General features: G+C 49.6%; 10 protein-coding genes. 8 read left to right on the forward strand and 2 right to left on the reverse strand.

The genetic code is table 11. The features are described from left to right. Window positions 1-18: 18 nt before the first annotated feature. From MH144_RS27155 to MH144_RS27170, 4 genes are all read left to right on the forward strand, one after another. Window positions 19-2,352, forward strand: coding sequence for a ribonucleoside-diphosphate reductase subunit alpha (locus MH144_RS27155; RefSeq protein ID WP_183525542.1), 2,334 nt, complete (start codon window positions 19-21; stop codon window positions 2,350-2,352). A 159-nt stretch (window positions 2,353-2,511) separates the two neighbouring features. After that, the gene (locus MH144_RS27160; protein WP_239305371.1) at window positions 2,512-3,543 is read left to right on the forward strand and encodes a ribonucleotide-diphosphate reductase subunit beta; all 1,032 of its coding nucleotides are present in this window, start codon (window positions 2,512-2,514) and stop codon (window positions 3,541-3,543) included. 152 nt (window positions 3,544-3,695) lie between these two features. After that, on the forward strand, window positions 3,696-4,667 hold the full coding sequence (locus MH144_RS27165; RefSeq protein WP_239305372.1) for an SMI1/KNR4 family protein: 972 nt from the start codon (window positions 3,696-3,698) through the stop codon (window positions 4,665-4,667). A gap of 17 nt (window positions 4,668-4,684) precedes the next feature. After that, window positions 4,685-5,719 (forward strand): aminoglycoside phosphotransferase family protein, encoded by a 1,035-nt coding sequence (locus MH144_RS27170; protein WP_239305373.1) that lies wholly within the window; start codon window positions 4,685-4,687, stop codon window positions 5,717-5,719. A gap of 128 nt (window positions 5,720-5,847) precedes the next feature. On the opposite strand, the gene MH144_RS27175 is transcribed toward MH144_RS27170, so the two are convergent. Both MH144_RS27175 and fosB read right to left on the reverse strand, forming a co-directional pair. Then, the gene (locus MH144_RS27175; RefSeq protein ID WP_239305374.1) at window positions 5,848-7,665 is read right to left on the reverse strand and encodes a S9 family peptidase; all 1,818 of its coding nucleotides are present in this window, start codon (window positions 7,663-7,665) and stop codon (window positions 5,848-5,850) included. Window positions 7,666-7,799: 134 nt separating this feature from the next. Further along, window positions 7,800-8,219 carry a metallothiol transferase FosB gene (gene fosB, locus MH144_RS27180; RefSeq protein WP_239305375.1) on the reverse strand — a complete coding sequence of 140 codons (420 nt, stop codon included), beginning with the start codon at window positions 8,217-8,219 and terminating at the stop codon, window positions 7,800-7,802. Window positions 8,220-8,375: 156 nt separating this feature from the next. Here fosB and MH144_RS27185 point away from each other — a divergent pair, with 156 nt between their 5' ends. From MH144_RS27185 to MH144_RS27200, 4 genes are all read left to right on the forward strand, one after another. Then, window positions 8,376-9,275 (forward strand): SDR family oxidoreductase, encoded by a 900-nt coding sequence (locus MH144_RS27185; protein ID WP_239305376.1) that lies wholly within the window; start codon window positions 8,376-8,378, stop codon window positions 9,273-9,275. A gap of 193 nt (window positions 9,276-9,468) precedes the next feature. After that, entirely contained in the window at window positions 9,469-11,079 is a 1,611-nt protein-coding gene (locus tag MH144_RS27190) for a gamma-glutamyltransferase family protein (RefSeq protein WP_239305398.1), read from the forward strand. Between the two features lie 417 nt (window positions 11,080-11,496). After that, window positions 11,497-12,510 (forward strand): BMP family lipoprotein, encoded by a 1,014-nt coding sequence (locus MH144_RS27195; protein WP_239305377.1) that lies wholly within the window; start codon window positions 11,497-11,499, stop codon window positions 12,508-12,510. A 27-nt stretch (window positions 12,511-12,537) separates the two neighbouring features. Continuing rightward, window positions 12,538-14,190 carry a methyl-accepting chemotaxis protein gene (locus MH144_RS27200; RefSeq protein ID WP_239305378.1) on the forward strand — a complete coding sequence of 551 codons (1,653 nt, stop codon included), beginning with the start codon at window positions 12,538-12,540 and terminating at the stop codon, window positions 14,188-14,190. The last annotated feature ends 108 nt before the right edge of the window (window positions 14,191-14,298 follow it).

A 14,298-nucleotide genomic window follows, 5' to 3' on the forward strand; every position in this document is an offset into this window, starting at 1 on the left:
CGAAAGCGAGGAATATTCATGCCACAAGTTGTGATCAAGCCGAACAACCGCCAGCTTGCCTTTGACGATATGCGTATCTCGGTATATGCCGACCGTATCCTGGAAGGACTGGACATGCTGGACAAGGAACGTTTGGTACGCGGGGTTAACAGCAAACTTCGTCGTGACGAAGTAACCGGAGACGAGATCAGTAACGCTTTTATGATGAGCGCACTGGAACTGGTAACCAAAGAGGAGCCGAACTGGAAATTTGCGGCGGCACGCTCACTGCTTACTTCCCTTTACAAAAAGGCGGCTACCAACCGTAGATACAAATCTTATCCGGACGAGCCTTACGGTGCATTCCACCCTCTCCTTGTAGACCTTGTGAAAAAAGGCATCTACCGTGAAGAACTATTGGAATGCTACACCAAAGAACAAATTGATGAACTGGCGGAATGCATTGATTACCGCAACGATTTGCTCTTTGACTACATCGGCTTGCTCACACTGGCAGAACGCTATCTCGCACACGACTTTGACGGAAAAGTAATGGAACTGCCTCAAGAGCGCTACATGGTTATCGCCATGTACCTGATGCACCAGGAGCCTGCAGAAAACCGCATGCATCTGGTTAAGGAAGCTTATTGGGCTATGAGCAACATGTATATGACGGCTGCCACGCCGACCATGTCCAATGCAGGTAAAAAAGTAGCCGGACAACTCTCCAGCTGCTTCATTGATACGGTAGACGACTCGCTCGAAGGTATCTTCGATTCCAATACAGATGTAGCTAGACTTAGCAAAATGGGCGGCGGTATCGGTGTTTACCTCGGTAAAGTCAGAGCTCGTGGTTCGGACATCCGTGGTCACAAAAACACAAGCTCCGGCGTAATCCCTTGGATTCGCCAATTGAATAATACAGCAGTCAGCGTAGATCAGCTGGGAACACGCAAAGGTGCAATTGCCGTTTATCTGGACGTCTTCCATAAAGACATTCTGGCTTTCCTGGATCTGAAGCTGAACAATGGTGACGAGCGGATGCGTGCGCATGACGTATTCCACGGTGTATGTCTGCCTGACCTGTTCATGGAACGTGTAGCCAGCCGCGGTGAGTGGAGCCTGTTCTGCCCGCATGAAACGAAAAAAGTCATGGGCTGGAAAGACGAAAACGGTCGTGCACTCGGCTTGGAAGATTTCTATGACGAATCCTTCGGCGAAGGCACATTCCGCGAAAAGTATGAAGAAGCAGTAAATCACCCGCTGTTGTCCCGTATTACGGTACAAGCCATCGATATTATGAAACGCGTGATGAAATCACAGCTCGAAACAGGTACACCTTATATGTTCTATCGTGATACGGTTAACCGTTCCAACCCGAACAGTGCCCATGGCATGGTGTACTCTTCCAACCTCTGTACCGAAATCATGCAGAACCAGTCTGCAACGGTAGTAGAAAAAGAAGAACTCGTAACCAAGGATGGTCAGACACGCATCGTGATTTCCAAAGTGCCTGGCGACTTCGTGGTCTGCAACCTGAACTCCATTCACTTGGCACGTGCGGTGCCTCATAACGTACTGGAGCGTCTGGTACCGATTCAGGTTCGCATGCTGGATAACGTCATTGACATCAACAACATTGAAGTACTGCAAGCCCAATATACCAACAGCCAATACCGTGCCGTAGGTTTGGGTACATTCGGACTTCACCACCTGCTTGCCCTTGAAGGCATCCGTTGGGAATCCGATGAGGCTGTAACCTATAACGATAACCTGTACGAAAAAATCAACTACCTGCTCGTCAAAGCCAGCATGGAGCTGTCCAAGGAAAAAGGACACTATCCGAAATTCAAAGGTTCCGACTGGGAGAGCGGAAAGTACTTCGAACAACGGGATTACACGACGGGTGAGCGCGTAGGCGAATTCGTAACAACCGAACAGTGGAAAGAGCTGCAGGCTGAAGTTCAGCAAAACGGTGTACGTAACGCATGGTTGTTCGCAATCGCACCAAATGGTTCAACATCCATCATTGCCGGATCTACTGCAAGTATCGACCCGCTCTATGAGTTGTTGTCCTATGAAGAGAAAACAACGTACAAGATTGCTAACCCGGCACCAGACCTGTCGGATAAAACCATCTGGTACTACAAGACGGCCTTCCTGGTGGATCAGCATGCTTCCATCAACATGGCTTCTGCCCGTCAACGTCACGTCGATCAGGGACAAAGCTTCAACCTGTACGTTCGTCCTGACATCAAAGCAACGGAGTTCCTTGAACTGCATCTGCATGCCTGGAGAGCGGGTTTGAAATCGACCTATTATGTTCGCAGCCGTGCGTTAACGATTGAAGAATGTGACTCCTGCGCAAGCTGATCGATAGATTATTCGTTTCACGATGACCACCAGGGCATCCTGTTTTGATTGCAAAATGGCGTTGCCCTGGTACTTTTTTGCCCAAATATGATCACAGCATCCCAGCGATGTTGATATAGATGCCTGAACTAAAAGTTTGAATTAAGGAGTGAACGGATTATGCAAGTACAGAAAATTTTCAATACGGAAGCCCCTAACCAATCGACTCGAATTATTGAAGGTGAATGCTCCGGGATCCTGAACTGGAACGACATTCGCATGCCTCATATGTACAAGCTGTACAAAGTACTGCTGCTCAACCACTGGATCGCTGACGAAATTCCAATGTCCAAGGATGCATCCCAATTCGCCCAACTGGATCCGGAAGAACAGCGTACATTCAAAATCAACATTTCCCTGCTGGCTGTACTCGATTCCATGCAGACCATGTTTGTAGGTGACGTTAAACGCTACTTCACTGATTCTTCGCTTGAAGCGATCTCGGCCATTATCGGACAACAGGAAGTTGTTCATAACCAATCGTATTCCTACGTTCTATCTTCCATCGTGTCTGATCGGGAGCAAAAAGAGATTTTTGAATACTGGAAACATGATCCCGTGCTGCTCGACCGCAACCGTTTCATCGCCGATATCTATCAAAGCTTCCGGGACGAGCCGTCTCCACAGACGTTCTTCCAAGCCATGGTAGCCGATTTAGTACTTGAAGGGATTTTCTTCTACAGTACATTTGCCTTCTTCTACAACCTGGCTCGTGACCAGAAGATGATGGCAACCAGCCAGATGATCTCTTACATTCAGCGTGATGAGAATCAGCACTGCTACTTCTTCGCTGAAGTGTTCAAACAGCTGCTTGTTGATTTCCCTGAGCTGAATACACCAGAGAACATGGACTATGTCTACAAAACGATTGACCGTGCCGTTGAACTGGAAACGAACTGGGCACATTACACACTCAGCAATGTTCGCGGGATCGACCTGAACGAGTTGGAAGATTACATCAAATACATCGCCAACAAACGCCTGCGTCTCATGGGTATGGAAAAAGCTTACGAAGGCGTGGATGTAAACTGCATGCCTTGGATCAAGCCTTTCTCTGATGAAGCGCTCAATGCAACGAAAACGGACTTCTTCGAGGCCAAATCTCGTAACTATGGTAAAGTCGGCGACGACAACGGATTCGACGATTTGTAATTCAGTTATAGCGAACAGAAGACACAATATATCCATAAAACACTCCCTCTATGGGAGTGTTTTTGTTACGTTTTGTACCCTTCTCCCCATGGATGAAACTTCTGGGATATAATGGAGAAGGTTTGAATCTTCTACGGAAATGAGGCTAAGGGATGGAACGAGAACTGCTTGATCAATTGAACACCTGGCATGATCAGGACCAATTTGGTCTCATTATCAAACGCATTGAACAGATTCCTGTACCCGATCGGAATTATGACCTGACAGGTCATCTTGCGAGAGCATATAACAATAGTGCACGATACCGTGAAGCCATTCAGCAGCTTAAGTCCGTTGAAGAGCAAGGAAAATGGGATCCACTCTGGCAATTCCGTCTGGGTTTTGCCTATTACCATATGGCCTTGTACGATCAATCATTACAAGCATTTGAACAGGCTGACCGGCTTCAGCCCTATGACGAATCGACACTCGAATTTTTGAATTCAACCCGTTCCAAAGTTGTAAAAATGCAGCGGGATCGGCAGCGTCATCTAGAGAAGCTGGCTGAATGGGATCAAAGCGGGATGCAAAATCATCTTAGAGCGGCTTCAGGCTCCTATGATCCCTCCACGTTTTGGGAGCAGAGTGACTATGCACAGAGCAGCCATGTTTCTTCACCTTTTGATGAAAGCCAAATCATCTCTACCGAGCAGGAACTGGGCTACAAACTGCCTGCTTCCTATATTCAATTAATGAACACTCAAAACGGCGGAATCCCTGCACATACCGTTTTTCCTACAGAAGAAGCTACATCCTGGGCAGAAGATCATATCGCCATTTCCGGCATCATGGGCATCGGGCATACCAAATCCTATTCCCTTACCGGAGACTTGGGAAGTCGCTTCATGATTGAGGACTGGGGGTACCCTGATCTGGGCATTGTGATCTGTGACTGTCCATCTGCCGGTCACGATGTCGTGATGCTTGATTATCGTTTCTGCGGTCCGCAAGGTGAGCCGTGCGTTGTGCATGTGGATCAGGAAGATGATTATGAGATCACTTACCTGGCACCGAGCTTTGAAGCATTTGTTCGAGGACTGGTGGATGAGGATACGTTTGATCTGGACGAAGAGGACGAGGACTAAACCGGCAGGAGGCCCTTATGACAACCCGAATTTATTTTGCTACCCACAAAATTGGCGATGTTGCATTCTCTTCACTTCAAGAAGCACTCCATGAATTCGACCTGGGAATCCTTGAAGATTACAAACAAACCGAAAAGGGAGTTATGGGCCAGACACTGCTCGTCCATACCTCTCAAGGGGAGTACATTCTGAAAGGCAACCCGTTGTATGTTGGACAGCTGCAGGAAGAACAGTTTTTCGCCCAGCAGTTAGCCGAGCACACCGCCATTCCTGTACCCGTTCCCTATTTGCTGCAAAAAAACACAGACTTGCTGGGCTGGAGTTACGCGATCATGCCTCGTTTACCGGGAAAACACCTGTATGATTCTTCACTCCAGGCCGCACTCGGACAGGATGAGCAAGAAGAGATTGCCTCCATGCTCGCACATAGCCTGATCGAACTGCACCGATGGAAAGTACCGGATGCTGGCGAGTATGACCCCATAGCAGAACGAATCGTTCCCTTTGCGGGTACTTATCTCGACTGGCTGTATGGAACCATTCGTCACTGGCTGCTGGATGCCCAGAAGTACTCTGTCATTACGGATGCAGATATAGCTTGGGTGGATGAACAGCTTAGACATGCAGAGGCTGCATTTGAGGCCATGCCTGTTCCGGGGTTTGTCATGGGAGATTTCAAGGTCGAGAACTTTGTCATCCAGAAGATTGGCGACCACGCTTCCGACTGGCGGATTAGCGGCCTGTTTGATTTTACCACCTCGTATTTCGGGGACGGTACGGCAGATCTGACCAAAATGACAGACATGTATATACATAAAAACCAGCCTGAGCTTGCCAAGCGCTTTCTGTACACTTACCGGGAACTTGTCTGCGCTGACGATGAGGAGCGATGCAAACATTTTGCTGTTCGCTTAGGAATTCACCTGCTGTATCAACGTATTCTGGTATGGGGCGAAGCCAAAGCGACTAATCGGGTCACATGGGAGGCTGATCTGCCTTTTGCAGTCTGGGCACAGCAATATATCGACTCTGTGCTAGGATTGATTGATTAGAGAAATCTCATTTGAATGCGACGAAAAAGAAAACCAAATGACCCGACCAAAGCAGGAAGAATTCCTCCGCTTCGATCGGGTCATTTTATACTTCTGTTCTTCTATCCACTACACTGCCTAAAAGCAGATTACACTTGAGCTTGCGTGACAGGCGCTTCTTGATGCTTCTGCAGAAACTCCAGCATCCGCCGATACACAAGGATCTCATTTGTCTTTCTGGAGAAGCCATGACCCTCATCGTCCAGTACGATATACTCCACGTCTACACCTTTGTCCTGGAGCGCTGCCACGATCTGATCTGACTCGGCCTTCACAACCCTTGGATCATTCGCACCTTGAATGACGAGCATTGGGTTTACCATCTGGTCGAGGTAGGTGATCGGCGAATCCTTCGTTAACCGCTCACGGTCACGAACCGGGTCACCCAGCCAATTGTCCATCATCGGTTTCCAATCCTCAGGGACGGATTCCAGGAACGTAAACAGGTTGCTCGGTCCAAAGATATCAACCGCTGCCCGGAACAACTCGGGATGGCGACCTGCAAGCAGCAGTGTCATGTACCCACCGTAACTGCCTCCGACCACAAACAGGCGATCTGGTGAGGAGATACCTTGGTCAAACAGCCAATTTATGCCGGCAACACAGTCAAGCCTTGGCCCCTCGCCCCAGTCCCTCTCTACCATCTTCACAAACTCGGCACCATACCCGGTGCTTCCACGGAAGTTTGGCGCAAAAATATGATAACCCTGAGCCAGCATCAGCTGGAACATCGGCCGGAAAAACTTGGCTTCCGAGGCCTGTGGCCCACCATGCGGCCAAAACACCGTGTAACCGTTGGCCTGCTCCGGCTTGGCTTTAAAGAAAAGCGCCTCAATTTCCAATCCATCATATGAGTTGTATCGAACCAGGTCAGGATAGACCAGATCATCCGGATCAAGCCCTGTCACCCGGTTGGCCGTGAGGGATTCCCAAGAGTCACTCCCCGCAGGCAGACGGTAGATATTATGCGGCTGAATCGCACCCCGGCCAAGAATGTACACATTGCCCGCTTTGGTTACGCGTGTGTGTTCTATCGTATCCAAAGGCATGTCGAGTCGATGCGGCTCCGCAGCATCTTTGCCCAGGATGTACATTCGGTTTTCGGTACCTGTAAGCGTCCAAAAGTACAATGTCTCCGACGCCTTATGCCAGCGAATCATCTCCACGTCCTCCCCTTCAATTTTGCATAAAGGTCGGAACTCGCGGGTATCCAGTCTATATTCAGCCACATAAGAGTATTCTTCCTTATCATTGGTGACGAGCAAAATGCGTTGGTCATCTGCAAATAGAATTTCGGATACCTGGCTCTGTCTCTCCGAATCGGGCAGAATGGATACGATCTCCCCTTCCAAGTGCAGGTGCGCTGTCTGATACGTATTGGAATACAATTTCCCAATGACGAAGCTCTTCTCGTCGGGACTTACCGCAACCAGGTAGCTCGTCGCCTCTTCTCCGCTGTACAACAACACATCCTCACCTGTCTCCAAGTCGCGTCGACGTGAATTGAGATAATTCGGGTTACCCGCACTCGTCACGTAATACAGTCGCTGTCCGTCCTCAGACAATTCCGAGAAATAACAGCGGTCATTCGGCTCAGCAGGCACAATGGGAAGCGGCACGCCACCTTCCGGTTTAAGCGCATATAGATGATAGTTCTCATCGCCGTCCCGATCAAACCCCGTGAGAATATGGCGTCCAAGCGGATCAGGTTTGATAAACTGGCTGCTCTGGTTCAAATACGTCAAGGGATACGGGTATCCACCCGGCAGATCCATAGCCCAGATATTCGGTTCACCGTTCAGATTGCTGTCAAAAAATAAACGTTTCTCGTCAGCAGATACGGCAAAGTGCGAAATGCGATACGTCTGAAAATACTGCTCTACATCCGGTTTGGGAAACTGAAGCATGACAAACCTCCTTGGGAATGAACAAAAGTATTTAACGGTGGTGAATTAAGGTATATTTGTCCATATTACAGGAAATTCCATTGTTTACACAATACTCATGTCATATTCCTCTATATGAATGATCTGATTCATTTTTACGTATAAAAAGTCATATGTGGTTTATCTTCACGATAATAATCCAGTCTTTGTTTCATGGTGCCTGTGTGCAGTTCGAACAGATGACCATCGGGATCGGTAAAATAAACAGACCTTGCATCTCTGGGCTCGCGCGCTCTGCCAGGAAGAATATCGGCCCCTGCCGCCTTTAGCTCTTGCACAGACTTATCAAACTCTTCTTCTTTCACAGTGAAAGCAATATGTGTATAGGTTCGTTCCGTATAATTGCGAATAACATCCTCCCGATTCAAAGCGATCCAGAGACCGGCCAGTTCAAAATAAGCCAGCTTGCGGCCCTTCACTTGAATCCGGGCACCGAGAGCCTGCTCATAGAAGGTAATGGATCTTTCCAAATTGGATACGGAAAAGCACAGATGATTAATTCCCTGTATATTCACTCGCTCCTGACACCTCCAAAATTTTGATCACTCACATCCTTATTATGGTATATTTCTCCTTCAAAAAACAAATGACTTCTTCTCTCACCGCACCTTCTTCTGGGCGAACGCATAGCTTAGGCATATCAATGAATGTTCGAGGAGGATGCAAAACGAATGAATCCTGTCTACCCTTTTTATGGTGAGAAGACGGTCTGCAAAGAACAAAAGCTGGCATTCCCACCCCAGCACCAGGACCTGCAGCCAGGTCTGGAAACACTCATGGTACCTGAACCCATTAGCGAGGATCCGGCCTATATCGGCAGCTGCAAACTGGATGGCAAAGTTGCCATTATTACGGGTGGGGACAGCGGAATCGGCAGAGCCGCAGCCATTGCTTATGCCAAGGAAGGTGCCGATATAGTCATTGCTTACCTCTATGAACGTACGGATGCCGAGTGGACTCGGGATCGCATTGTAGAGCTGGGTCAGCGCTGTCTGCTCATTGAGATCGATCTTCGGCTGAAGAAAAATTGCGATGCTGTCATCCGTACAACGATGGAAACTTTCGGGAAAATAGATATACTGGTCAACAATCATGCGGTGCAGTATGTGCAGCCGAGTATTGTCGACATTACGGAGGAACAGCTCTATCATACGTTCCAGACGAATGTATTTTCCTATTTTTTTCTGATTCAGGCCGCTCTCCCGCACATGTGCAAAGGGGCTTCCATCATCAACACGGCTTCCATTACAGCCTATAAGGGCAATGTGCAGCTGATCGACTACTCCTCCACCAAAGGGGCTGTTGTCTCGCTGACACGCGTACTCGCCAAATCGCTGGCTTCTCAGGGAATACGGGTCAACTGTGTAGCTCCTGGTCCAATCTGGACCCCTCTCATTCCTTCCAGCTTCTCTGCTGAAGATGTACAGGTGTTCGGAACCGAAACGCCGATGGGCCGTGCAGGCCAGCCATATGAACTGGCAGCGGCCTATGTCTATCTCGGATCGCGTGATTCTTCGTACGTAACCGGTGAGTGCATTCATATCAATGGCGGCGATATGGTGACCACCTAAGGTCAGGCGTGGTGAAAACCAATAGGTATTTCAGCAAATATATGGTGTACTTACTTAACCGATTTATCATCCATGTCAGGTTGAATTTGGCAAGTTCGGCAGGAGAATCATGATCTTGTTCCGAAGTGGGTTAGGTGTTAAGCATCCGGTATACCGGAACCTGACATCTTGGGACAAGGAGCTGAACCGTCTGATGAACTACGATCCACTCTATCAACCGTATCCCTCTTACCGCGTGCCCGTCTATGCCAATAAAGGCATGGTCGCCACTTCGCAGCCTCTTGCAGCACAAGCAGGTCTGGATGTGTTAAAAAAAGGCGGCAACGCCATTGATGCCGCGATTGCAACGGCTGCTGCGCTCACCGTGCTGGAGCCAACGTCCAATGGCATCGGGGGCGATGCCTTTGCCCTCGTCTGGACCGAGGGCAAGCTGCACGGCCTGAATGCCAGCGGCCCTGCGCCTCAGGGCATATCCATTGAGGCGCTCAAGGCGGAAGGCCATTCGGAGATGCCGAAGCTTGGGGTCATCCCGGTGACGGTGCCTGGCGCACCGGCGGGCTGGGCTGAGCTGAGCCGCCGCTTCGGGCGGCTCACGCTGGCGGAAGCGCTGGAACCGGCTATCCGCTACGCGGAGGAAGGTTACCCGCTTGCGCCTGGGCTGGCCCGCCACTGGGCACGGGCAGCGGACATTTATGCACGCCAGGGCAATGAGGCAGCCGGGCGTGCCTGGTTTGAGACATTCACTCCAGGCGGGCGTGTTCCGGCCGCGGGCGAGATGTGGCGTTCGCCGGATCACGCGGCTACACTTCGCCGAATCGGTGAGAGCAACGCACGTGACTTTTACGAAGGAGAACTGGCGGAGCGCATTCATTCGTTTATGGCAGAGCATGGCGGCTACCTGACCAAAGACGATCTGGCGGCCTTTGAGCCTGAATGGGTCGATCCCATCTCGGTTTCCTATCGCGGCTACGATGTCTGGGAGATCCCGCCAAACGGTCAGGGACTGATTGCCCTCTCAGCGCTTAATCTGCTCAAAGGATTTGATTTTGAAGAAAAAGAATCCGTGCTCGGGTACCACAGACAGCTTGAAGCAATCAAGCTCGCATTCGCCGATGGGGAGAAATATATTACCGAGGAGCGGAAGATGGGCGTGAGAGTGACAGAGCTTCTATCCGAAGCGTATGCGGAAGAGCGGCGCAAACTCATTGGGGATGTGGCACGTTCTCCCGAAGCAGGCGATCCGAAGGGAAGCGGTACGGTATACCTCGCTGCGGCTGACGGTGAAGGCAACATGGTTTCCTTCATACAGAGCAATTATATGGGCTTCGGCTCCGGGCTCGTCGTCCCCGGAACAGGCATCGCCCTGCAAAATCGGGGTCATAACTTCTCACTCGATCCGGATCAGGCCAATGCCCTGGAGCCAGGCAAACGCACGTATCATACGATCATCCCAGGATTCCTTACGCGCGGAGATGAAGCAGTTGGCCCGTTCGGAGTCATGGGCGGTTTCATGCAGCCTCAGGGCCACGTGCAGGTTGTCATGAATACGGTAGACTTCCACTTGAATCCGCAGGCAGCATTGGATTCTCCAAGGTGGCAGTGGACAAAAGGCAAAACGATACTGGTGGAGACCGGTTTTCCGCAGCATATTGCACAAGCACTTGCCCGCAAAGGGCATGATATTCAGGTTGCTCTCGACCCTTCCATGTTTGGACGCGGCCAAATTATATGGCGTGACCCAGTCAGCGGGGTACTATGCGCTGGCACCGAAAGCCGGACAGACGGATCGGTGGCTGCATGGTAATACAGCACAGCTAAAAAAGTTTAAAGTGAGCAGTATGCAAACAGGAGCAACCGTAAGCTCGCCATTTGCTTCGGCGGCAGGAGAAGCCGTTGATATATAGAGGGTCTTCATCGATAGGATGATTATCCGTAAATCGATATTATCCTCATGTCACCAAATTTTCAGATCAAAAAGGCAAAGAAGAGATCATTCGCTGATCTTTTCTTTGCCTTTTTGGGTTATATGATCAGCATCGAGGTACGGTATGTTATCAACCCTGCAAGATTTTGTAACAGGAATGTATAAATCATGAAATCGATTAAGTTTTTCGTAAATTTTCAGTATTAACCATAATCCCCATCCTCCTCCTGGCCGATATACATATAGGGCAAAAGACTCACCTCTCACATCACACTTCTATAGAAACGAGGGTATAACATGAAAACAAAAAGGGTCACCCGGGCTTTATGGAGCATGATTTTGATTGTCATGGTTTTAATGCTGGGGGCTTGTTCTTCCACAGAAAATGGAACAGAAACTGCAATGGGCCAGCGAACCAAAGTAGGTATTGTCCTTACTGAAGTCAGCCTTGGCGATCGTTCATTCAATGATGCTGCTTTTGAGGGACTGGTTCAGGCCAGAAATGAAAACACGATTCGGTTTGATTATAAGGAGCCCGGAAAAGATCTAACGACAGAAACCGCATTTGAGCAATTCGCTCAGGATGGTGTGGACTTGATTATCGGACTTAGCGACACTCTTCTGCCCGATCTCGAAAAGGTCGCTCAAAAATATCCGGAGCAGCAGTTTCTTATTGTCGACGGACACTCCGAATTGCCAAACGTGACCTCCATGTCATTCCGCAGTGAAGAAGGCAGTTATCTTGCTGGCATGATCGCTGGCTTTGCGACAACCGAGAATCACGTAGGCTTTTTGGGTGGAATGGAGATTCCTCTTCTCCGCGATTTTCAACAGGGTTTCGAGCAAGGGGTGCAGGCCGTTAATCCAGATGCTACAGTTCAGGTCGTTTATGCAGGAGACTTCGGTAATTCGAAGCTTGGCGAGGAGCTGGCAGCGAAGATGATCCAGGAGCAAGACGTCGATGTTATTTATGTCGCAGCTGGCCTTACCGGAGTAGGCTCACTAACCGAGATTCAGAAGTTGGGGAAATACGCCATCGGTGTAGATACGGATCAATTCTTTCTGGCGGAAAAGGCTGTTCTCACCTCTATGCTGAAAAATGTCAATGTCTCCATCTACAACGCCGTTAACACGTTTACCAAAAACAATCACTCTTTCCCGGAGCAGAACATGGTTGAGGGGCTGGCAGAAGATGCCGTAGGCCTGACCGCATTACATAACATCACACTCAGTGCAGAACAGCAGCAAACCTTCGAAGATCGGAAAGCTGAGATTATATCCGGCAAAACCAAAATTACGCTAGAACCCTAAAATCGACGGATTAGAGGAGATACGCTTATGAAATTGCAAGGCAAACTGATTATTAATGCGTTAATTTCATTACTTTTATGTCTTGTGTTGGTAGCCTATATCATCTTTCAGTTACTGGGCATCAACGCCAAAAATCAAAATCTGGTACCCGCCATGCTCAAGGTCAGTGAGCTCAAAGCCAATCAGATTCAGACCCAGCAGGCGCTGGATGTGTTCTCTTTCTCAATGACAGCCGGTAATCAGAATGCCGTACGCAGCTTGTTGGACGAAGGTAAAACGATGATTCAGGAACTTACCGAAGGATTACTGGAAACCGATGAACAGCTTCGACTGATGGGTTCCATTCAGACGAAACTGACTGCACTGGATCAGGGGGCAGCTGAAGCCATGCAAGCCTTGGACAGCTCGGAAGCCAAACGGTACAGCACACGTGTGCAGGGCATTCAAAATGATATCTACATGCTCGATGAAATAACCAAGGAACGGTATGATCAATACACCATTAATCTGGAGCAGGACATACAGCAGACTTGGCAAATTGCATTGGGCGGCGCTGTTCTCCTGCTCGTCGCTGCCATGCTGTTCAACATGTATACTTCCCGGAAGCTAGCCAAACGTATTGGAGTGCTGAAGAACGCTGCAGGACAGATCGCAGCTGGCAACCTTACCCAGCAGCTGCCTGAAACCCGGGGCAAGGATGAACTGGATGAGCTGAATCGCTCCTTCCGTCTCATGACGGAGAATATTCGAAACATTATCCAATCGATTGATTCCGCCGGGAAGCAGGTGGATGGCATGGCTCAGGACATTGACCGGGGTAACGATACCATGCAGGCCATCGTGCAGCAGGTCTCCCGTACGACGGAAGAGCTGTCGATCGGCAGCCAGAAGATTGCGGAGGATCTGAGTGAAACGGTGATGGTCGTGGACAAGATGCAGCACACGTTCGGCAGCAACCTTCATGCCACTTCCCAATCGGCGATCCATGGCAACGAGGTGATGAGCACGGTTGAGGAAGGACACACGGCCATTGAGGAGCAGCTTCGCCTCGCTGAAATGAACCGGATCGCCATGGCGGAGGTTGAACAGACCGTGCAGGAGCTGGAAGAAAGCGCAGCTCGTATTACCACAATGACAGGCTATGTGTCCGAGATCGCCAAGCAGACTACGCTGCTCTCCCTGAACGCTTCAATCGAAGCCGCTCGTGCCGGTGAAGCCGGTCGCGGTTTTGCCGTGGTTGCAGGGGAAGTCAACAAGCTCGCAGAGCAATCTGCACAATCCGTGCAGCATATCTATGCGGCTGTGGGAGAGATCACAAACGCCATGGACAAGGTAAAAGGTTCTGTGATGCAGAGTATACAGCTCTTTGCTGAACAGGAAAAGGCGACCGGACAAACCCGGGATTCCTTCTCCGCTATTCGTGACAGCGTAGAACAGATCAGTACGGGTATTAACCAGCTGGCCGAAGATATGCAGCTATCCAGTCAGCTAAGTACACAGGTGCAGCAGGCCATTGAAAACATCAGCGCCATTACGCAGCAATCGGCAGCAAGCAGTGAAGAGATTACGGCTTCGACAGCTGAACAGCAGCGCTCGTTTGAAGAGGCCAGCATCAAGGTCAAATCGCTGCGTGACATCAGTGAGGAAATGCATCAGGAGCTGCAGCGTTTCCGCTTGTAATGGAATGCTTCATCCTGAATCTTGTAAACAAGAAACCTCCACTTCTCTGGATATGAGAGAAGTGGAGGTTTTTAATAAGCGTGCGTTTATACAGATTATTATTCAGTT

The organism is Paenibacillus sp. ACRRY, from assembly GCF_022346995.1.
Lineage (GTDB): Bacteria > Bacillota > Bacilli > Paenibacillales > Paenibacillaceae > Paenibacillus.